This window comes from Achromobacter sp. JD417, assembly GCF_041879325.1.
GTDB classification, from domain to species: Bacteria; Pseudomonadota; Gammaproteobacteria; order Burkholderiales; family Burkholderiaceae_B; genus Achromobacter; species Achromobacter mucicolens.
The window spans coordinates 2,553,248-2,573,991 of sequence record NZ_CP087159.1 but is presented as its reverse complement, the minus strand read 5'-3'; the positions used below and the strand labels follow the sequence as shown (position 1 = coordinate 2,573,991).

General features: G+C 67.7%; 19 protein-coding genes. 7 read left to right on the top strand and 12 right to left on the bottom strand.

The window, feature by feature from the left end; translation table 11 throughout:
- Window positions 1–2 precede the first annotated feature (2 nt).
- The 3 genes from LN047_RS11825 (at window position 3) to LN047_RS11815 (ending at window position 3,315) form a co-directional block, all read left to right on the top strand.
- Window positions 3–839 carry a taurine ABC transporter ATP-binding protein gene (locus LN047_RS11825; RefSeq protein ID WP_056316948.1) on the top strand — a complete coding sequence of 279 codons (837 nt, stop codon included), beginning with the start codon at window positions 3–5 and terminating at the stop codon, window positions 837–839.
- A complete protein-coding gene (locus LN047_RS11820; protein WP_373981827.1) occupies window positions 832–1,659 on the top strand; it encodes an ABC transporter permease subunit in 828 nt (275 codons plus the stop codon). The genes LN047_RS11825 and LN047_RS11820 overlap by 8 nt, the downstream gene beginning before the upstream one ends.
- A 111-nt stretch (window positions 1,660–1,770) precedes the next feature.
- Window positions 1,771–3,315, top strand: a complete 1,545-nt coding sequence (locus LN047_RS11815; RefSeq protein WP_373981826.1) for a PLP-dependent aminotransferase family protein — start codon at window positions 1,771–1,773, stop codon at window positions 3,313–3,315.
- A 281-nt stretch (window positions 3,316–3,596) separates the two neighbouring features.
- On the opposite strand, the gene LN047_RS11810 is transcribed toward LN047_RS11815, so the two are convergent.
- The 11 genes from LN047_RS11810 to xsc all read right to left on the bottom strand — a co-directional run bounded on the left by LN047_RS11810 (window position 3,597) and on the right by xsc (window position 16,713).
- Window positions 3,597–5,012, bottom strand: coding sequence for an NAD(P)/FAD-dependent oxidoreductase (locus LN047_RS11810; protein ID WP_373981825.1), 1,416 nt, complete (start codon window positions 5,010–5,012; stop codon window positions 3,597–3,599).
- Window positions 5,013–5,020: 8 nt separating this feature from the next.
- Window positions 5,021–5,413 (bottom strand): nuclear transport factor 2 family protein, encoded by a 393-nt coding sequence (locus tag LN047_RS11805; protein WP_142055635.1) that lies wholly within the window; start codon window positions 5,411–5,413, stop codon window positions 5,021–5,023.
- A 113-nt stretch (window positions 5,414–5,526) separates the two neighbouring features.
- Complete coding sequence (locus LN047_RS11800) at window positions 5,527–6,588, bottom strand: GTP-binding protein (RefSeq protein WP_373981824.1); 1,062 nt, start codon at window positions 6,586–6,588, stop codon at window positions 5,527–5,529.
- 1 nt (window position 6,589) lies between these two features.
- The gene (locus LN047_RS11795) at window positions 6,590–8,242 is read right to left on the bottom strand and encodes an amidohydrolase (protein ID WP_373981823.1); all 1,653 of its coding nucleotides are present in this window, start codon (window positions 8,240–8,242) and stop codon (window positions 6,590–6,592) included.
- Between the two features lie 40 nt (window positions 8,243–8,282).
- Window positions 8,283–9,305 carry an ABC transporter ATP-binding protein gene (locus LN047_RS11790; protein WP_373981822.1) on the bottom strand — a complete coding sequence of 341 codons (1,023 nt, stop codon included), beginning with the start codon at window positions 9,303–9,305 and terminating at the stop codon, window positions 8,283–8,285.
- On the bottom strand, window positions 9,302–10,303 hold the full coding sequence (locus LN047_RS11785; protein ID WP_056316924.1) for an ABC transporter ATP-binding protein: 1,002 nt from the start codon (window positions 10,301–10,303) through the stop codon (window positions 9,302–9,304). The genes LN047_RS11790 and LN047_RS11785 overlap by 4 nt, the downstream gene beginning before the upstream one ends.
- Entirely contained in the window at window positions 10,300–11,202 is a 903-nt protein-coding gene (locus LN047_RS11780; RefSeq protein WP_373981821.1) for an ABC transporter permease, read from the bottom strand. Before LN047_RS11780 ends, LN047_RS11785 begins: the two co-directional genes overlap by 4 nt.
- Window positions 11,199–12,167: an ABC transporter permease gene (locus LN047_RS11775; RefSeq protein WP_056316920.1), complete on the bottom strand. Its 969-nt coding sequence runs from the start codon at window positions 12,165–12,167 to the stop codon at window positions 11,199–11,201. Before LN047_RS11775 ends, LN047_RS11780 begins: the two co-directional genes overlap by 4 nt.
- A gap of 11 nt (window positions 12,168–12,178) precedes the next feature.
- Entirely contained in the window at window positions 12,179–13,756 is a 1,578-nt protein-coding gene (locus LN047_RS11770; RefSeq protein ID WP_373981820.1) for an ABC transporter substrate-binding protein, read from the bottom strand.
- A gap of 124 nt (window positions 13,757–13,880) precedes the next feature.
- A complete protein-coding gene (locus LN047_RS11765) occupies window positions 13,881–14,801 on the bottom strand; it encodes a bifunctional enoyl-CoA hydratase/phosphate acetyltransferase (RefSeq protein WP_373981819.1) in 921 nt (306 codons plus the stop codon).
- 100 nt (window positions 14,802–14,901) lie between these two features.
- Window positions 14,902–16,713, bottom strand: coding sequence for a sulfoacetaldehyde acetyltransferase (xsc, locus tag LN047_RS11760; RefSeq protein WP_175211488.1), 1,812 nt, complete (start codon window positions 16,711–16,713; stop codon window positions 14,902–14,904).
- 161 nt (window positions 16,714–16,874) lie between these two features.
- Between xsc and LN047_RS11755 the strand changes: the two genes are divergently transcribed.
- Window positions 16,875–17,633, top strand: coding sequence for an IclR family transcriptional regulator (locus LN047_RS11755; protein WP_062841342.1), 759 nt, complete (start codon window positions 16,875–16,877; stop codon window positions 17,631–17,633).
- A 10-nt stretch (window positions 17,634–17,643) separates the two neighbouring features.
- Here LN047_RS11755 and LN047_RS11750 read toward each other — a convergent pair whose 3' ends face one another.
- A complete protein-coding gene (locus tag LN047_RS11750; RefSeq protein WP_253853882.1) occupies window positions 17,644–18,162 on the bottom strand; it encodes a hypothetical protein in 519 nt (172 codons plus the stop codon).
- 143 nt (window positions 18,163–18,305) lie between these two features.
- Between LN047_RS11750 and dbpA the strand changes: the two genes are divergently transcribed.
- From dbpA to LN047_RS11735, 3 genes are all read left to right on the top strand, one after another.
- The gene (gene dbpA, locus LN047_RS11745; protein ID WP_056316905.1) at window positions 18,306–19,694 is read left to right on the top strand and encodes an ATP-dependent RNA helicase DbpA; all 1,389 of its coding nucleotides are present in this window, start codon (window positions 18,306–18,308) and stop codon (window positions 19,692–19,694) included.
- 189 nt (window positions 19,695–19,883) lie between these two features.
- Window positions 19,884–20,291, top strand: a complete 408-nt coding sequence (locus LN047_RS11740; protein ID WP_056316902.1) for a DoxX family protein — start codon at window positions 19,884–19,886, stop codon at window positions 20,289–20,291.
- A 276-nt stretch (window positions 20,292–20,567) separates the two neighbouring features.
- The gene (locus tag LN047_RS11735) at window positions 20,568–20,735 is read left to right on the top strand and encodes a hypothetical protein (protein ID WP_373982196.1); all 168 of its coding nucleotides are present in this window, start codon (window positions 20,568–20,570) and stop codon (window positions 20,733–20,735) included.
- Window positions 20,736–20,744 lie beyond the last annotated feature (9 nt).

Genomic DNA, 20,744 nt, shown 5'->3' with positions numbered 1-20,744 from the left:
GCATGACCATGCAGCAGTCCACATCCGCCGCGCAGCGCCTGTGCGCCGAAGGCGTCAGCGTCACCTACCCCGGCCTGCACGACAGCGGCCCGGTGATCGCGCTGCACGACGTCAACCTGACGATCCAGCCGGGCGAATTCGTCGTCGCACTCGGCGCGTCGGGCTGCGGCAAGACCACCTTGCTCAGCCTGCTGGCGGGATTCCTGTCGCCAACCGAGGGCGAGATCACGCTGGGCGGCAAGCCCATCGTCGGCCCGGGCGCGGACCGCGGCGTGGTATTCCAGAAGCACGCGCTGCTGCCGTGGCTGAACGTGCTGGAAAACACCGAGTTCGGCCTGAAGCTGCAAGGCGTGGACAAGGAGACCCGCCGCGCCCGCGCCCGCCGAAATCTGGAACTGGTGGGCCTGCAGGATTTTCACCGCCACATGATCTACCAGCTGTCGGGCGGCATGCAGCAGCGCGTGGGCATTGCGCGCGCGCTGACCTGCGACCCCGCCATGCTGCTGATGGACGAGCCCATGGCAGCGCTGGACGCGCTGACCCGGGAAACCATCCAGGAACTGCTGCTGGACATCTGGCGGCAGACCAACAAGATGTTTTTCTTCATCACCCACAGCGTGGAAGAAGCGCTCTTTTTGGGATCGCGGCTGATCGTCATGTCGCCGCGCCCGGGCCGGATCACGCACACGTTCGAGCCGGCGTTCAACCGGCGCTACCTGGAGACCCGCGATGGCCGTGGCATCAAATCCAGTCCCGACTTCATCGCCATGCGCGAACAAGTCCTCGGCATCATCTACGGGGACGAGCGCGCCGCCGCCCCGCACGCCCTCCATGCCTAAGCGGCGCACCGGCCACACGCCCGCCGCGCCGGGCAAGGTCTACGGCGCGCCGGGCGCGGGCTACAGCGGCCACATCAGCCTCCTGACCAGCCTGGCGCTGATCGCGCTGTGGTTCCTGGTCACCAGCGCCGGCTGGGTGCGGCCGCTGTTCCTGCCCTCGCCCATTGCCGTGTACGACAAGTTCGTCTTCGCCATGACCGAGGGCGTGGCCAACTCCACGCTGACCGAGCATGCGCTTGCCAGCCTGGGCCGCGTGTTCGGCGCGTTCTTCCTGGCGTGCGTAACCGCGATCCCGGTCGGCATCCTGATGGGCGTGAACCGGTACGCGCGCGGCGTCTTCGACCCGCCCATCGAGTTCTACCGGCCGCTGCCGCCACTGGCCTACCTGCCGCTCATCATCATCTGGTTCGGCATCGGCGAGTTTCCGAAGATCCTCTTGATCTATCTGGCGATCTTCGCGCCCATGGCGATCGCCGCGCGCGCGGGGGTGCGCTCGGTGTCCATCGAACAGATCCACGCGGCCTACGCCATGGGCGGGACCAGCCGCCAGATCGTCTGGCACGTGATCCTGAAGGCGGCGATGCCCGAGATCTTCACGGGCATGCGCATCGGCATCGGCGTGGGCTGGACGACGCTGGTGGCCGCCGAAATGGTGGCGGCCGACCGGGGCCTGGGCTTCATGGTGCTGAACGCCGCGCAGTTCCTGGCAAGCGACACGGTCATCATGGGCATCATCGTGATCGGCCTTTTTGCCTTCGCGTTCGACCTGCTGGTGCGCTACCTTGAACGTTTCGCCATCCCGTGGAAGGGACGCATCTAACAGGGCAATCCCGCATTCCTTCCCCCATCCGGCTCCTTTATTCTGAGACTCGGACCCACCGGGCGCCGCAGCGCCGCGCCCGGCCGTGCCGAGAGTCAAAAGGAGCCAGCCATGTCCAGCCAGGCCTCGATGCTCAAGCCTGTGTTGTGGGAACGCCTGTTCGAAAAAGCCAGCGCGCCGAACCTCAGCCTGCAGGGGCGCGTGCGCCAGATGCTGGTGTCGGCGATCCTGAGCGGCCACCTGCCGCCCGGCATGCCCGTGCCTTCCAGCCGCTACCTGGCAGACCAGTTGCGCATCGCACGCAACACCGTCGTGTTTGCGTACCAGCAGCTGGTGTGCGAAGGCTATCTTGTCTCGCGCGAACGCAGCGGCCATTTCGTCAGCGATACCGTCATGGAGGGCCACTCGGGCCCCGCCGCCGACGCCACGCCCGCGCAACCCGCCCACGCCGGCGGCGTGCGCTGGGACGAACGCCTGCGCTTTCGCCCCACGCGGCAACGCAACATCACCAAGCCGCGCGACTGGCAAAAGCAGCCCTACCCTTTTGTCTACGGCCAGTTCGACCAGGACCTGTTCCCCACCGCCGAATGGCGCGAGTGCTGCATCAAGGCGCTGTCGGTGCTGGATATCCGCAGTTGGGCGCCAGACCTCATCACGCACGACGACCCGGCGCTCATCGAACAGATCCGCACGCAGGTGCTGCCGCGCCGCGGCGTGTGGGCGGACGCCGAAGAGATCGTCATCACGGTTGGCGCGCAGCACGCGCTTTATCTGCTTGCCGATCTGCTGGTAAACGAAGACACGGTGGTCGGCATGGAAGACCCGGGCTATCCGGACGCGCGCAATATCTTTGCCAGCCACACCCGCCACCTGCTGCCGCTACCCGTGGACGAACAGGGTCTGCGCACCGGCACGCAGCTGCTGGGATGCGACTACCTGTTCGTCACGCCCGGCCATCAGTGCCCCACCACCGTCACGCTGTCGATGGAGCGTCGCGCGGCCCTTCTGGCGCTGGCGCGGCAGGCCGACAGCCTCATCATCGAAGACGACTTCGAAAGCGAAAGCCGCTGGGGCGAAGGCGCGATCCCCGCGTTAAAGAGCCTGGACCGCGACGGGCGCGTGATCTATGTGGGAAGCCTTGCCAAGTCGTTCGCGCCGGGGCTGCGCATCGGCTACATCGTCGCGCCGCGCGAGCTGGCGGCCGAACTGCGCGCGCTGCGCCGCCTGATGCTGCGCCACCCGTCGGCGTATATCCAGCGCGCGTTCTCGCTGTTCATCTCGCTGGGGCACCACCATTCGCTGCTGCGGCGCCAGTCGCAGGCTTACCAGAAACGCGGCGCCGAACTGGCCCAGGCGCTGGCGCGGCACCTGCCGGACTTCACGGCCATCCCCATCACGGGATCATCGTCCTGCTGGCTGCAAGGCCCGCCGTGGCTCAATGCCGTGGCGCTGTCCGAAGCCGCGCTGGCCGAAGGCGTGGTGGTCGAGCCGGGCGACGTGTTCTTCATGGATGGCGCAAACGCGCCCCGCAACTTCCTGCGCGTGGGCTTCACTTCGATCCGCCCCGAGCACATCGAGCCGGGCATCGCCCGGTTGGCCAAAGTGGTCGACGCACAGCGCCGCGCGGCGCAGGATCTCGTGCTTGACGGTGTCTGACACCCTGGTGAGAGCGCCTTCATCCTGCGATGCCGTCTCAGAGGGTGTCAGACACCTGCCTCAGCTACGGGCTTCTCGTGCTTGACGGTGTCTGACACCCTGGTGAGGGCGCCTCCATCCTGCGATGCCGTCTCAGAGGGTGTCAGACACCTGCCTCAGCTACGGGCTTCTCGTGCTTGACGGTGTCTGACACCCTGGTGAGGGCGCCTTCATCCTGCGATGCCGTCTCAGAGGGTGTCAGACACCTGCCTCATCTGCTGGCCTCTGACGCCTTCGCACAATCAGAGCAGTTCGTCACGCAGGTAGTACCAGCGATAAAGCAACCCCTGTCCGATGCGGCGGAAGGGCGCGAACAGGTGCCCTGGCAACGGCGTGTCGTAGATCGGCAGGTTCCACGCAATGCCGTCCTTGCCCATCATGCGTTGCGCCAGCCGCCTGCCGGCGTGGGCCGAGAAGGCCACGCCGTTGCCGCCGTAGCCGAAGGCGTAATACACCTGCTGCGCGGGATCGGGCTGCGTCACGCGCGGCATCATGTCGTGGCTGACGTCCACCCAGCCCCACCACGAGTAGGCCACGTCCACGCCGCGCAGCGCGGGGAACTTGCGCGCCAGGCCTTCGCGCAGGAGCGCCAGGTGCCGGGGGTTCTCGGCGTCCGCGCCGCGCAGCGCGCTGCGGCTGCCGATCTGCATGCGGCCGTCGGGCAGCAGCCGGTAGTAAAAGCGCAGCGTGCGCGTGTCGGTGATGAACACCGTGCTCTTCAGTCCCGCCGCCTCGCGTTCGGCCGGCGAGAGCTCGCGCGTGACCATGGAGTTGGACAGCACCGGCATGATGCGATTGTCCAGCAGCCGGTTCACGCCCTGCGCGGTGTAGCCGCCGGTGGCAAACGCCACACGGCGGGCGCGCACCGTGCCGCCGGGGGTCTGCAGCCGGTACACGCCGTTTTCCACGTGCCAGCCCAGCACAGGGCTGGACGGATGAATGCGCACGCCCAGCGCCCGCGCCTGCCGCAGATAGCCGTACGCCAGCTTGAGCGGATGCACGCCGACGCCATCCGGCTCGTGCATGGCGCCCACGGCCTCGCGGTCGTCGACGTAACGTTCGCGCAGTTCCGCGCTGCTTAGCATCCTGGTGTCGTAGCCGAAAACATCGCGCATCACGCGCGCTTCGTTTTGCAGGAAGGCCATTTTCTTCTGGCGATGCGCCGTGTACAGGTGGCCGCCGGGTTGCGCATCGCAATCGACCTGCGCCACCAGGCTCTTCCAGTACTCGAATCCTTCGCGGATCTCGGCGTCCAGGCGCTTGGCCGTGTCCAGACCCCAGCGTTCGATCCACTGCGAGCGGTACAGGCGTCCGGACGCGTTCTGGCCCTGTCCGCCATTGCGGCTGGTGCAGCCCCAGACCGCGCGGTTGGCTTCCAGCACGACCGCCTTCACGCCGAAGTCGCGCGCCAGCGCCAGCGCGGCCGACAACCCGGTGAAGCCCGAACCGACGATCACCACGTCGGCGTCCACATCGCCGTTGATCGGCCCATCGTCCTCGGGCGGCGCGCCGGCTGTCGCCACCCAGTAAGTCGGCGCGTAGTCCTGGCCCTGGCCGGGCGGGGACACCAGCGGATCGTAGGCCGGGTTGTAGGCGTTGAGGGCGGCGCCGGACGCGGGCGCCGGGCGGGGAACGCCGACCGACATTTGCGTATCCATGACGGAATCTAGGCCTTTGCCGGCAAGGCCGGACGCTGCTTGCGAAAGGCGTTCTTCACCTGGATCTTGCCGTCCTTGAAGGTGAACACGTCGACCATGTCGGCCTGCACCCGCGAGCCGTCCGCCGCCGTGCCGCAAAACGTGGACTCGGAAACGCCGCGGTCGCCGGCCACCCAGTGCCGTCCGTTTTCCCATTGCGCGTCCGGAAAGTTCTTCCAGGCCGCGGCAAAGGCCGCGCGCACCGCCTCCGGACCCGCGTGACGGCTGCCGTATTGCTCCGGGCCGCCCACGGTCTCGAACACGCAGTCTTCGCTCATGAACGACATCAAGGCGTCGATATCGTGCCGGTTCCAGGCGGCCGCAAACTCGGCCAGCATTTCCACGGTGACGGACTTTTGCATTGCCTACCCTCCTTCTCTGGCGCGGCGCGAGATGCGTCCACGCTGAACCCTCAAGGTACGTGCGGGCCATGCACGGGGGTAGGACCAGACCCGGGGAATCGCTTGCACCAGAACTAGCGCAGCGGCTCGGCCCACGACGGTTCCGGCGCGCTGTCGGCGCCAGGCAGCGCCGCCCCGTCCAGCCGCGCCGCGATGGCCGGCATGTCCGTGACGCCGCGCATGCCGATCACCACCAGCGACGGCTCGCGCTGCCCTGCCGGCAGGGGCGCCTGCGTGTCAAAGCGCACGCGCCGTCCCGCAAACTGCACCAGCACCCAGCCATGCCGGCCGGTGCACACCCACCCCTTGGCCCGCAGCACGTGGCGCGGCAGCTGCTTCAGGCGCTCGCCCAGCATGTCGGCATCGACAAGCGCGGGTGCGCGCCACAGCCAGCTGTGGAACGGATGGTCGGGATCGGGCGGCGCATCGCGCCGGCGGTTGTGTCCGGTGTCGACGGCGCCGCCGTGGCCGCAGTCGGCGGCAGCGGTCTGCCCCTCGCCGTGTCCGCAGGCGTGCGCCTCGTCATCCGCGTGCCTGGCCGCCGTTACGCCATCCCCGCCCCCAAGCAGCCGCAGGTCCAACTTTCCCTCGCGCGTCTGCACCACAGGCGCCCCGCCGCTCGCCTCGCGCAGCCAGTCAAGCACCGCCGCCAGCTCAGCCGGCGCCGCCAGATCCGTTTTGTTCAGCACCAGCAGATCGGCCGCGCGCAGCTGCCGCAGCACCGTGTCGGCCAGCAGCGGATCGGCCGCCACGTCGCGGATCGCGCCTGCATCGGCCAGCACCACCACGGCTTCCAGCTGCAACAGGGGGTCGGCCATGCCGACCTGCGCAATGCGCCCCGGATCGGACACGCCGCTCGCCTCGATGACGATCCACTCGGGCAACGGATCAAGCGCCAGCACGCGGGCCAGCGCATCGTCCAGTCCGCCTGCCATCGAGCAGCAGACGCAGCCATTGGACAGCCGGATGACGTTGTCGGCGCGCCCTGCGACAAGGCTGGCGTCGATGTCGACCGGACCGAAGTCGTTGACCAGCACCGCCGCGCGGCGTGGGCTGGCGGTCAGCACATGATTGAGCAAGGTGGTCTTGCCCGCGCCCAGGAAGCCGCCGACGACTGTCAACGGAATACGCGCCATGTCACGCCTCCAGCGGCAGCGGACGCCCGCCGATGACCGTGCCCAGCACCTTCAGGTCCTTCAGCGACTGCGGCGCCGCAGCGGACGGATCGTCGGCCAGCACGCAGAAGTCCGCGTATTTGCCGACCTCGATCGAACCGACCAGATGGTCCATGTGCAAGGTATATGCGGCGCCCAGCGTGATGGCATGCAGCGCCGCATCGACGCCGATGCGCTCGGACTCGCCCAGCACGCGACCCGAGGCCGTCTGCCGGTTCACGGCGCACCAGGCCGTAAAGAGCGGCCCGAGCGGCGTGATGGGCGCGTCGGAATGGATGGCGTAGGGCACGCCCGCCCGCGCCGCCGACGCGCAAGCGTCCATGCGGTTGGCGCGGTCCGGGCCCATTGTCAGCGCATAGTGGGCGTCGCCCCAGTAGTAGATGTGGTTGGCAAAGAGGTTCACGCACATGCCCAGGCTGGCCATCTGCCGGAACTGGGCCGCGTCGGCCATCTGGCAGTGCTGCAGCGTGTGGCGGTGGTCGCGCCGCGGCGTGCGCCGAAGCGCGCGGTCCACGGCCTCGATGGCCAGCTGCGTGGCTTCGTCGCCGTTGGTGTGGATGTGCAGTTGCGCGCCGGCGTCGTGGTAGGTCTGCACCATCGCATCCAGCTCCGACGGCGCGATGACCCAGATGCCGTTGGGCGCGCCGTTGTAATAGCCGGGCCAGCGCACCCGCGCCGTGAAGCCCTGAATGGATCCGTCCACCACCAGCTTGACCATGCCCAGATGCAGCTTGGCGTGGTTCAGGCGGCGGGCCGCCGCCAGCTTTTCCAGGCAGCCAGCCGCGTTGCCCGCGTAGGTCAGCGCCGACGCCGCGGGCACGATGCGCACGGGATAGCCGGATTCCGCCGTCACCCGCGCCAGCGTCGCCAATCCTTCGTCGTTCAGCTCGTTGACCAGGTCCGTCGCGGTGGTCACCCCCGCCCACTGCGCCACCTTGCCGAACATCCGCAGCCCTTCTTCGGTCAGCCCCACCGTGCGGAACGGGCTGCCGATCAGCCGCATGACGGGAAACATCGCCGCAAACTCGCAGAGTTCACCGCTGGGCCGCCCGTCCGCCAGCCGGGTCACGCCTTCGATGTCGGTATCGCGGTCAATACCGGCGCGCGCCAACATGGGCGAATTGACGTTCATGAGGTGCATGCTGGCGTGCATCACGACCACGGGGCGCTCGGCCGATACCGCATCCAGGTCATGGATGCTCATGCGGTCGCCGCCAAAGAAGATGGGATCGAAACCCCAGCCGATCAGCGTCTCGCCCTGTGCGAGCGACCGCTCGGCATCGCGCAGCCGCGCCGCCACGTCCGCAAAGCTTTTCAGGCCTTGCCACAGCTTGCCGTCGGGGCCGCGCCGGTCATAAAAGCCCACGTAGACGAACTTCCACATGCCGCCCTCGGGCAGATGGCAATGGCCTTCGACCAGGCCCGGCATCAGCACGCTGTCCGCGTACCGGTCGTCGACCTGCGCCGGCCCCCAGCCGGCCAGATCCTCCCGCGTTCCCACGCCCAGAATGCGGCCATCGCGCACGGCCACGTGGGTCGCGCGCGGCTGCGCGGGGTTCATGGTGAGGATGGTTCGCGCGACGTAGAGGGTCGTGGCGCCGGAAGGCTGTTTCATCGGGATTCCTTGTCAGTCGGGAAATATCGGCACGCGCGCATCAGCCCTGCAACGGCGACACCGTCACGCCGCCGCGCGTCTCGACGAAATGGCAGGCCACGTGATGCGCCGGGGCAACCTCGCGCAAGGCGGGTTCCCGGGTCGAGCACAGCGCCTGAGCGGCCGGACAGCGGCCCGCGAAGCGGCAGCCAGGCGGCGGGTTGACCGGGCTGGGCGGATCGCCGGCCAGCTTGACCCGCCGCGCCGCCGTCTCGCGCCCGCCCTTCACGGTGGGCACGGCGGACATCAACGCCACGCTGTACGGATGCAGCGGCCGCGAGAAAAACGCGCGTCGCGAGGCCCGTTCGATGATCTTGCCCAGATACATGACGGCGATGTCGTCGCACACGTGCTCCACCACCGCCATGTCGTGCGAGATGAAGAGAAACGATTGCCCCTGCTCGCGCTGGATCCGGCGCAGCAGGTTCAGGATCTGCGCGCGGATGGCGATATCCAGCGCGGACACGGGCTCGTCGCAGACGATCAGGTCCGGCGCGCTGGCCAGCGCCCGCGCGATGTTCAGCCGCTGGCGCTGCCCGCCCGAGAACTGGTGCGGAAACAGCTGGCGCTGTTCGGGCCGCAAGCCCACCAGTTCAAACATCAACGCCACACGCGCCTCGCGCCCGCCCGGCGGTTCGATCCCCATCAGGTCCAGCGGCGTGCGCACGATGTCCTCGGCGCGCTGGCGCGGGTTGAGCGATGAATAAGGATCCTGGAACACCAGCTGCAACCGGCGCCGCATGCGCCGCAGCGCAGCGCCGCGCATCGCGGTCAGGTCGTTGCCGTCGAAATGGATGCTGCCGCCCGTGGGGTCCGCCAGGCGCAGCACCGACAGCGCCGTGGTGGTCTTGCCCGAACCGGACTCGCCCACGATGGCCAGGGTGCGGCCGCGCTCAAGCTCGAACGACACGCCGTCCACCGCCCGAACGACCACCGGCTTGCCATCGCGCCCGCGCCCGCCCACCGGGAAATGCACCGACAGGTCTCGCACGGACAGCAGGGACGACGCGTGCGACTGACTCATTGCGATGCCTCCGGATACAGCCAACAGGACACGCCCTGGCCGCCGTCCAGCAGCGTCATGGGCGGAAACTCGCGGCTGCACCGCGCCATCGCGTGCTTGCAGCGGTCAACGAAGGGGCAGCCGGCGCCGCGCTCCCAGACGGAAGGCACCACGCCGGGAATTTCAGGCAGATCAGGCCGGTCGTCGCCGGGCTCGCGATCCAGTTCCGGCAGGCAGGCGATCAGGCCCTGCGTGTACGGATGGCGGGGCTGGGCCAGGATCTGGCCGACGCTGCCCTGCTCCACCACGCGCCCGCCATACATCACCACCACGCGGTCCGCCATCTCCGACACCGCGCCCATGTCATGCGTGATCAGCAGCACGGCGGTGCCGCGGCGCGCCTGCTGCTCGCGCAACAGGTCGAAGATCTGCGCCTGCACCGTCACGTCCAGCGCGGTCGTGGGCTCGTCGGCGATGAGCACGTCCGGGTCGCAGGCCAGCGCAATGGCGATCATGACCCGCTGCCGCATGCCGCCGGACAGCTGGTGCGGATAGTCGTCCACACGCCGCTCGGGCAGCGGGATGCCCACCGACTTGAGCATCTCGATGGCGCGCTCGCGCGCCTGGCGCTTGGAAAGCCCCTGGTGCTGGCGCAACGGCTCGCCGATCTGGTCGCCCACGGTGTAGACCGGATTGAGCGCGGTCATGGGCTCCTGGAAGATCATCGAAATGTTGTTGCCGCGCACCCGGCGCATGGCCTCGTCGTCGTGCATGGCAAGGTCCGCGCCGCGCAGGCGCACGTGCCCCGCGCCGATGCGGGCCAGCGGCGGGATGAGGCGCATGATCGCCAGCGCCGTCATGCTCTTGCCGCAGCCGGACTCGCCGACCAGGCACAGCGTTTCGCCGGGACGCAGGTCAAAGCTCACGTCGCTCAGCACTTCGGCCGCGCGGCCGCGCGTGCGGAATTCCAGGCTCAGGCCGTCCACTTGCAGCACGGGAGTCAGGTCGGCCGCGTTCATGCCCGGCCCCGCGACGTCGGATTGAGCGCATCGTTCAAGCCATCGCCGATCAGGCTGACGGCCAGCACGGTCAGGAAGATGGCCGCGCCCGGCAAGGTCACCGCCCACCACGCGGTCAGGATGTAGGGCCGGTTGCTGCCGATCATCAGGCCCCAGCTCATCACGTTGGGGTCGCCCAGGCCCAGGAACGACAACCCTGCCTCGAACAGGATCGCCGTGCCGATGGCCAGCGTGGCCGACACGATCAGCGGCGCCAGCGCGTTGGGCAGGATGACGCGCCAGATGATGCGGGCGTCCCCTGCGCCGATCACGCGCTCGGCCAGCACGTATTCGCGGCGCTTTAACCGCAGGAACTCGCCGCGGGCCAGCCGCGCGGTTCCCGTCCAGCTGACCACGCCGATGGCGACTGCGATGGTGGCCAGCGACGGGCTAAAGAGGGTCACCAGCACCATCGCAAAGAGCAAGGTGGGCAGCACCTGGAAGAATTCCGTGATGCGCATGAGGGTTTCGTCGACCCAGCCGCCGTAATAGCCCGCCAGCGCGCCGACGGTGATGCCGATCGCCATGGACAGCACCGCCGCCACCACGCCCACCAGCAGCGTTGCGCGGCCGCCGTAGATCATGCCGGTCAGCACGTCGCGGCCCAGGTAGTCGGACCCCAGCAGCAGTTCGCCACCAGGCGGTTCCATCGGCGCGGCGGCGATCTCGAAGGGATCGGCCTGCATCACCATCGGGCCGAAGATCGTGACCGCCAGGATCGCCGCCAGCAGCAGCACGCCGGCCAGCGCGCTGGGGTTGCGCGCGAACACGCGCAGCGCCTCGTACGACGGCCGGGGCGGCGGTTTGGGACGGGCGTCGGCGCGGGCCTGCCCGGGCAGCGCGATGGGTGCGGGTCTCATGATGTCTTGATCCGGGGATCGATCAGGCGGTACGCCAGATCGGTAAGCTGGTTCATCACCACGACCAGCAACGAGGCAAAGAGCAGGATGCCCAGCAGCGTCGGATAATCACGGCGCAGCACGGAATCGAAGGCCAGGCGTCCCAGCCCCGGCCAATTGAAGACGGTCTCCACAAGAATCGCCCCGGCCAGCACGTTGCCGAACTGCAGCCCCAGCATGGTCACCACCGGCAGCACGCCGTTGCGCAGCGCGTGCTTGTACAGCACCGTGTTCTCCGGCAGGCCTTTGGCGCGCGCGGTGCGGATGTAGTCGGCCGACAGCGCGTCCATGACGCTGGCGCGCGCCAGCCGGCTGTATTGCGCCAGGTACACGAAGGCCAGCGTGAACGCGGGCAGCACCAGGTGATGCAGCACGTCCAGCACACCCGCCCAGCCGTCCTCCGGGCCGCCCGCCGACCGCATGTCCGACACCGGAAAGATCGGCAGCACCGAGGCGAACAGGATGATGAGGATGATGCCGGTCCAGAACACGGGCGCCGAATAGCCCACGACCGACAGCAGCGTGATGCCCTGCGACAGCAGGCCGTTGGGCTTTCGGGCGGCCAGCGTGCCCAGCAGCGTGCCCGTCAGGAACGCCACGGTCACCGACGTCACCACCAGCAGCAGCGTGGCCGGCACGCGGTCCCAGATCAATTGGGCGACCGGCACGTTGAAGAAGTAGGAATACCCCAGGTCCCCGCGCACGACCTGGCCCAGATAGATGCCAAGCTGCGCGAGGAACGGTTTGTCCAGCCCGTACTGCGCGCGCAGCTGGGCGCGCAGGTCTTCGCTGATGCCCCCCATGGACCCCGCGATGGTCTCCACGGGGTCGCCCGGCGAAATGTGGATGAGCAGGAAGTTCAGCGTCACCACGGCCAGCAGCAGGATCGCGGCGTAGGCCAGGCGGCGCGAGAGATATCGCAGCATGACGGCTCCCGCTACTGCACGGACGTTTCATCCAGCGGCGACAGAAGTCCCCATATGCCGGACGGCAGGCCCTGCACCTTCTTGGACGAGAGCGTGTGGTACGGAATGACGGTCAGGAAGTCGATGGGCACGTCCTCGGTGACCAGGCGCTGGAACTCCGCGTACAGCGCGCGGCGCTTGTCCGCGTCGGTCTCGGTGCCCGCCTGCTCCAGCAGCGCATCGACCTTCGGATTCTTGTAGGACTGCGTGTTGGTCCAGATGATGTCGCGGATGTTGGACGACATATACGTGCGGTGCACGCCGATGACCGGATCGCCCCAGTTGAAGACGATGTCGGTGGTCATGTCGAAATCCTTGCCGGCGATGCGCTTGGCCCACGTCGGAAAGTCCGGCGACGCGCGCACCTGCACGTTGATGCCCACTTTCTTCAACTGGCTGCGCAGGTACTCGGCGACGTTCTTGCCCTGCACGTCGCTGCCCGGCATGTAGTCCACCGTGAGCGTCATGCGCTCGCCCTTGCCGTCCTTCTTGAACCCGGCCTCGTCCAGCAGCTGTTCGGCGCGCTTCAAGTCCAGCGGATACTTCTTCACGTCGTCGCTGGCAAAGGGGCTGGTGCCCACGATCGGGCCATGCGCCGGCGCGGCAAAGCCCGCATTCAGCGCCTTCGTGATGAAGCCCTTGTCCGTCGCGTAGGCGATGGCCTGGCGCACCCGCACGTCGTCCAGCGGCTTGCGCGCCGTGTTGAACGCCAGCCAGCTGAGCGCGCCGATGCCTTCATAGCCCTTGCTCGTCATGACGATGGACGGATTGTCCTTGGCGCGCCGCAGGATGGTCGGCTCGGTCATGAACGGCAGCGCGCCGATGTCGCCGCGCTCCAGCCCGATCAGCAGATTGGTGGCGTCGGGGTTGATCTTGACCACCACGCGGTCCAGCAGCGGCTTGCCCTTCAAGAAGAACTTGTCGAACCGTTCCAGCACGATCTCCTGTCCCGGCTTGAATTCCTTGAAGACGAACGGGCCCGAGCCTACCACGTTCGCCGAGTTGCGGGGATGGTTCTTCAGGTCCTGGCCATCGCCGTAGATGTGCTTGGGCAGCACCGGCATCAGCGCTGGCGACAGCGCCAGCAGGATTGCCGGATGCGGCTTGCTCATGCGCAGCACGGCGGTGCGCGCGTCCGGCGTGTCCACGCTTTCGACGGGCGCGAACATCGTCTGGAAGGGATGGTTCTGCTTGACCGCCATGATCGAGAACGCCACGTCCTCGGACGTCACCGGTTTGCCGTCATGAAAGATCGCGTCGCCGCGCAGGTGCAGCGTCAGCGACTTGCCGTCCGGCGCCAGTTCCCACGACTCAGCCAGGTAGGGTTGCGGGTTCCAGTCGGCGTCGTAGCGCAGCGGGCTGGCAAAGAGCTGCGCGCTGGGCAGCGCGGTGGCCGTTCCCGATTGAACCGCGCCGTTCAGGTGCCGCGGCACCTGCGTGGATCCGATGACCAGCGTGCCGCCGGCCTTGGGCGCGTCAGCCGCTCTAGCGCCCCCCGCCAATGCAAACACCGACAGAATCGTGGCCAGGCCTAGTCTTGCGCTGCGCATGTGCTACCCCTTTGATGTTGTGGCATGAACCATTCATGGATGGCTTGCGGTCTAGCGTAGTCATCCCCCGGATGCACGCTTAGTACCAAACCGCCAGACTTGGTGGTGCCAGGCTTGCCCGCGGTCACCGGCCGATGGCGTGCGCGTGCAGCGCCGCGACGGCGCAACTGTTCACCCGCGCTTCCATCGAATCGGACCGGCTCGTCAACAGCACCGGCACCCGCGTGCCCAGCACCAGGCCCGCCGCGCCGGCGCCCGCCAGCCACGTGAGCTCCTTGTAGAGCATGTTGCCTGCCTCGATGTCGGGCACCAGCAAGATGTCGGCGTCGCCTGCCACGCGCGACACGATGCCTTTCTGGTCGGCGGCCTCGCGCGAGATGGCGTTGTCGAAGGCCAGCGGCCCATCGATATCGCCGTCCCGGATCTGCTGGCGGTCCGCCATCTTGGACAGCGCGGCCGCATCCAGCGTGGCCGGCATCGCCGGGTTGACCGATTCGGTGGCGCACAGCACCGCAACCTTGGGCCGTTCCACGCCGAGGGCGCGCGCCAGATCAATGGCGTTCTGCGCGATGTCCGCCTTTTCCTGCAAGGTGGGCGCGATGTTGACGGCCGCGTCGGTCAGGATCAGCAGCTTCGGGTAGGCCGCCACCGCCATCACGAACGCGTGGCTGATGCGCCGGCCCGTGCGCAGGCCCGATTCGCGCGTCACCACCGCCGACATGAAGTGATCGGTGTGCAGGCTGCCCTTCATCAGCATGCGGACCGCGCCGTCACGCGCCAGCGCCGCGGCCGCGCGTGCGGCCGCAAGCTCATCGTCTGGCGTGTCGACGATTGCCATGGAACCCGCGCGTATGCCTTCCTGCGCCATCAGCGTGGCCATGCGGTCCGCGGGCCCGACCAGCACGGGCTCGATGTAGCCTGCCTCGCTCGCCTCTACGGCGGCGCGCAGGCTGACGGGGCACAGCGGATACGCCACCGCGGTGCGCAGCCGCCCCGCCGCCAGCGCGGCAACGCGCAGCGGCTCGAACAAACGGTCGAATGCCATGTCTTCGCTCCTGCCGCGGCCGCGCGTGCGGCGGCCGGGTGATTGACCGGCGCGGAGCCAGGGCGTGACGGCCTGCCCCTGCCCGCGCCGGGCGCGCCGGTCAGCGTCCCACCGGCTCGATCGACAGCGGCACCTCGCCGGCCTGGAACGGCTGGTTCACGTACTTGCGGTACTTGTCCAGGAACCGCACCGGCTGCTTGAGCGCATCCCGGCGGAACGGATCGCCCAGCTCCTGGCTGACCATCATTTCCAGCACGGTGGTCTTGCCTTCAAGCTGCGCCTGGCACGCGGCCTGCAGCGCGGCGCCGACCTGGTCGGCGTGTTCCACGCGGATGCCTTCGGCCCCCATGGCGCGCGCCAATTCCGAGAAGTTGGGATTGCGCAGGTTGCTGCCCACGAAGCGGCGCCCATAGAAGTCGACCTGGTTCTTTTTCTCGGCGCCCCACTGGCCGTTGTGGAACACCACCGCGGTCACCGGGATCTGCTCGCGCACGCAGGTCAGCAATTCCTGGAAGCTCATGCACCAGGCGCCATCGCCCACATACGCCACCGCCGGGCGGTCGGGCCGGCCAAGCTTGGCGCCGATCAACGCCGGCAGCGCGTAACCGCAGTTGCCGAAGCTCATCGCCGCCAGCATGGAGTTGGGCTCGTCGAAACGCAGGTAGCTGTTGGACACCGAGCAGATGTTGCCGATATCGGTGGAGACCATCACGTGCTTGGGCATCGCGCGCTCAAGCTCGCGCAGCATGCGGCGCGGGTGCATGCGCCCGCCGCCCTGCTCGATGATGTCCAGGCTCCAGTCGTCGCGCTCGTGCGACCAGCTGTCCAGTTCCTGTTCCCACTCGGCCTTCTGGGCAGAGATCTCGCTGGCGCGCTGATCCTTGGTCCGCACGCAGGCCACGTCGCGCCCCTGCAGCTTGGCCGTCAGCGCGGCGGCCGCCGGCTTGGCGTCGCCGCAGATGCCCACGGACACCGGACGCACCAGGCCCAGCATGCGATGGTCGGCGTCGACCTGGATGATGCGGGCATTCTGCGGCCAGTATTCCAGCCCGTGTTGCGGCAGCGTGCCGAAGGGTCCCAGCCGGGTGCCCAGCGCCAGCACCACGTCCGCCTGCGACAAGAGCTTCATGCCGGCCTTGGCGCCCTGGTAGCCCAGCGGGCCGCACCACAGCGGATGGCTGGCCGGGAACGCGTCGTTGTGCAGATAGCTGGTCACCACCGGCGCCCCCAAGAGCTCGGCCAGCGCCACGCATTCCGCCTGCCCGTCCGAGAACAACACGCCGCCGCCCGCCACGATGACCGGGAACCTGGCCTCGGCCAGCAGGCGCGCCGCGGCTTCCAGGTCCTCTTCGGAGCCCGGCCCGCGCCGGATGCGGCGCGGCTCGGGGATGGCCACGTCGATTTCGCCGTAGAAATAGTCGCGCGGAATGTTCAGCTGCGCGGGGCCGCGTTCGGCCATCGCATTGTCGAACGCCTTGGCCGTGAACTCGGCCATGCGATCCGGGCGGTTCACGTGCGCCTGGTACTTCGTGATGCGCGAGAAGATCGGCAGCTGCTCGGTCTCCTGGAAGCCGCCCAGCCCCATGCCCGACGTGCCGGTCTCGGGCGTGATCGCCACCACCGGGCTGTGCGCCCAATAGGCCGCCGCCACGCCCGTCACGAAGTTGGTGATGCCGGGGCCGTTTTGTGCAATGCACACGCCGTGCCGGCCGGTCACGCGCGAATAGCCGTCGGCCATGTGCGCCGCGCCCTGTTCGTGCACCGTCGGCACGAAGCGGATGCCGGCCGCGGGAAACAGGTCCAGCGCATCCATGAAGGCCGAACCGACGATGCCGAAAACATCCTTGACGCCCTGCGCGACCAGCGTTTCGACAAACGCTTCGCTGGGGGTCATGTGTTGCTTGCTGCTCATGGTCTCTCTCCTGGCATGCCGGCGCTCGTCCGATTGCTAGTTGGCCGGTGTGATTCGATACTGCGCCAGAAATCCCTCCCTTCCCACCCCCGGGCGTTCCATTTTCTGCATTTTCTGTGCGACGATGGGCAGCCGATCGCCAATTCTTCAATTATTGAAAGATGAAAGACGAATCCTCCGCCGCCCTGCGCGCGCTGACGCTGCTGGAACAGGTTGCCCGTTCGTCCCAGCCCGTCTCGCTGGCCGAACTGACCGAGGCCACCGGCCTGCCCAAACCGTCCGTCCTGCGCATCCTGTCGCGCCTGGTCGACGCCGGCATGCTGCTGCGCGAACCGGCCGGCAAAAGCTACGTCAGCGGCCCGCGTCTTGGGGCGCTGGCGCGCGACACCTTGCTCAATTCACCGCTACGCGGCGAGCGCCACCGCATCCTGGACAGCCTGGTCGACGAAATCGGCGAGACCTGCAACTGCACCATGCTCGACGGCGACGAGGTCATCTACCTGGATCGGGTGGAAACCGCCTGGCCGCTGCGCGTCAATCTGCAATCGGGCTCGCGCGTGCCGCTGCATTGTTCGGCAAGCGGCAAGCTGTTCCTGGCGTACATGCGCCGCGAAACCCGCCAGCGCATGCTGGCGGCGGCCCAGTTGCCGCGCTATACGCCGAACACGCTCTGCGACGCGGCGGCGCTGGAAGAAGAACTGCGGACCATCAAGAAAGAAGGCGCCAGCTTCGACCGCGAGGAATTCCTGCTGGGCATCGTCTGCATGGCGGTGCCCATCCTGCATGGATCGCGCGCCATTGCGGCGGTGGCGCTGCATGCGCCGGTGGCAAGGCTGTCGATCGACGGCGCGCGGGCGTGGCTGCCGCGCATGCAGGAAGCCGCCCGGGCGTTGGCGGGAACTTACGAGGCGCCCGTCTAGTCCGGACGATTCACGCGTCCGGGTCCTTCCTGGCCGCGCCGGCCTGCGCCCGCTCCTGGCGGCGGTTTCTCGCGCCTTCGATCTTGGCCAGCAGCGGCTGCTTTTTCTGAATGACGATTTCCAGATACCGGTCGCGCGGCAGGACGAGCCGCACCACGGTCGGCAGCGCCTCGTAGGCGCGCTCCAGCACGTCCTTGACCATCGCGTCGTCCTTGAGCTTTTCGGCCGAGACGCTGAGCAAGCCGTCTACCGTCACGCGTTCGATGGTCTGCCAATGCTGGTCCACCAGCGCGCTGCCCTTTTCGGCGGTCGCGCCCGCCAGTTCGCGGCCCTTTTCCGCGGTGGCCCCGGCCAGCTCGCGGCCTTTCACCGCCGTGGCGCCTGCCAGCGCCAGGCCCTTGGCCCGCGCATTCGCGGCGGCATCGCCCAACTGGGCTTTTGAATTTTCCAGCGCTCCCGCCGTGCGGCTGGTCAGCGCGCGCGCCTTGACGGCCGCGCCTTCGGACAGCGCCTTGAACTTGTCGAACATGATCCACCCTGACGTCAGTTGGCGTTGATGATCGGGACAGACCCGCCCCGCAGCCGGCCAACCCGTCGGTAGATCATACCCACTCAGGCTTTACACTACGCCCAACTCAGCTTTTCTCCGATCCCTGACCGGATCCGCCCCCCGTGACCGACACCGCCTTCTCCACCCTTCCCCTCCTTCCCCCGCTGCTCGAAAACCTGAAAACCCTGGGTTTCGAACAGATGACGCCGATCCAGGCGCAGGCGCTGCCGCTCATCCTGGACCGGCGCGACGTGATCGCCCAGGCCAAGACCGGCAGCGGCAAGACGGCGGCGTTCGGGCTGGGCGTGCTTCAGAACCTGGACGTGAATCGCCTGGTTCCGCAAGGACTGGTGGTCTGCCCCACCCGCGAACTGGCCGACCAGGTCGCGCAAGAGCTGCGGCGGCTGGCGCGCCTGATTCCCAATGTGAAGATCCTGACGCTGTGCGGCGGCGCCGCGGCGCGGCCGCAGGCCGAGTCGCTGGCCCGCGGCACGCACCTTGTGGTCGGCACGCCCGGCCGCATCCAGGACCACCTGGAGCGCGGCAGCCTGGATCTGTCGGGCCTGAACACGCTGGTCCTGGACGAAGCGGACCGGATGGTGGACATGGGCTTTTATGACGACATCGTCGCCATTGCCTCGCACTGCCCCGCCAAGCGCCAGACGCTGCTGTTTTCGGCCACCTATCCCGACAACATCCGCAAGCTCAGCGCGCGTTTCCTGCGCAATCCCGCCGAGGTCAAGGTCGAGGCGCAACACGACGCCAGCCGCATCGAGCAGATCTTCTACGAGATCGACGAAGGCGAACGCCTGGACGCGGTGGCCAAGCTGCTGGCGCATTTCCGTCCCGCCTCCACGCTGGCTTTCTGCAACACCAAGATCCGCAGCCATGACCTGGTGGAACGCCTGCAAGCCGAGGGCATCAGCGCCCAGGCGCTCAATGGCGACCTGGAGCAGCGCGAGCGCGACGAAATCCTGATCCAGTTTGCCAACCAGAGCTGCGCCGTGCTGGTGGCCACCGATGTGGCCGCGCGCGGGCTGGACATCCAGAACCTGGGCGCCGTCATCAACGTGGACGTCACCAAGGACACCGAGGTCCACGTTCACCGCATCGGCCGCAGCGGCCGGGGCGACCAGAAGGGGCTGGCGCTCAGCCTGTGTTCGCCCGAGGAAATGCGCTGGGCCACCCTGATCGAGCAATACCAGGGCTCGCCGCTGAAATGGGGCGACCTCAAATCGCTGCGCCCCAAGGCGGACCGCCCGTTGCGCGCGCCCATGATCACGCTGAGCATCCAGGGCGGCAAGAAGGACAAGCTGCGCCCTGGCGACCTGCTGGGCGCGCTGACCGGCGACGGCGGCCTGACGTTCGAGCAGGTCGGCAAGATCAACATCACCGAATTCACGTCGTATGTGGCGCTGGACCGCCAGATCGCCAAGCAGGCGTTCTCCCGGATCTCCAACAGCAACATCAAGGGCCGCCGGTTCCGGATGCGCTTCCTGGAAGAATTCTGATCCGGCACGGCGGAAGGCATTCACGCGCGGCAAAAGCTTGTGGGTTTCACACGGGCTTTGCCATAATGGCGCCGCCCGCACGCCGGTATGCTGGTTTTTTCGAAAGGCGCGGCGGGCGCGGAACCAAAGGCAAGCAGTGAGCTCCAACCTGCCCACTGTCCCCCTTAACCATCACAAGAGAAACTCACCATGATCAAGTCCGATGACACCGGCAAGCTGATCCTGCGCCTGACCCTCGGTATCCTGATTCTGCTCCACGGCCTGTTCAAGCTGACCGGCGGCGGCGTCGGCGGCATCAGCGGCATGCTGTCCTCGCATGGCCTGCCCGGCTTCCTGGCCTACGGCGTGTACATTGGCGAAATCGTCGCTCCCGTCCTGCTGATCATCGGCGTCTACACCCGTCTGGCCGGTCTGATCATCGCCATCAACATGGTCGTCGCCATCCTGCTCGCCCACAGCGGCAGTATTGCCAGCATGACCAACAACGGCGGCTGGGCACTGGAACTGCAAGGCATGTACCTGTTCACCGGCCTGGCGATCGCGTTCATGGGCGCTGGCCGTTTCAGCCTGGCTGGCACCGGCGGCCGCTGGAACTGACCGGCTGCCCAGTCCGCCGCGCCACGCGGCGGACATGCAAGGCAACATCACAAGGGACCGCGCATTCGCGGTCCCTTTCTTTTTGCGACGACTATGACGCGATTACGCAGACATTGATACGAACGTCATCGACCGTCACGCAGGCGCAAACATCCGTCACGCGAAAGCTGTTTCGGAACCATTACAGTCCCCGAACTTGGTCCCGCCGGCATGGCCTAATTTGCATGCGCGCAGTGAGGGCGTATTTCGCGCCTTGCGCCAGGCGGGAGCCGGATGATGAGAAAGACTTTGTTGTTGATGGTGGCGATGACAAGCGCCTTGAGCGGCTGTGTGGTCGTCCCAGCGCGGCCGGCTTACTACCGGCCCGCGCCGGTCTACGCCACGCCGCATTATTACTACTACCCGGCGTACCCCGCCCCGCATTATTACTATCGCGGCTATTGAAAATCGGAT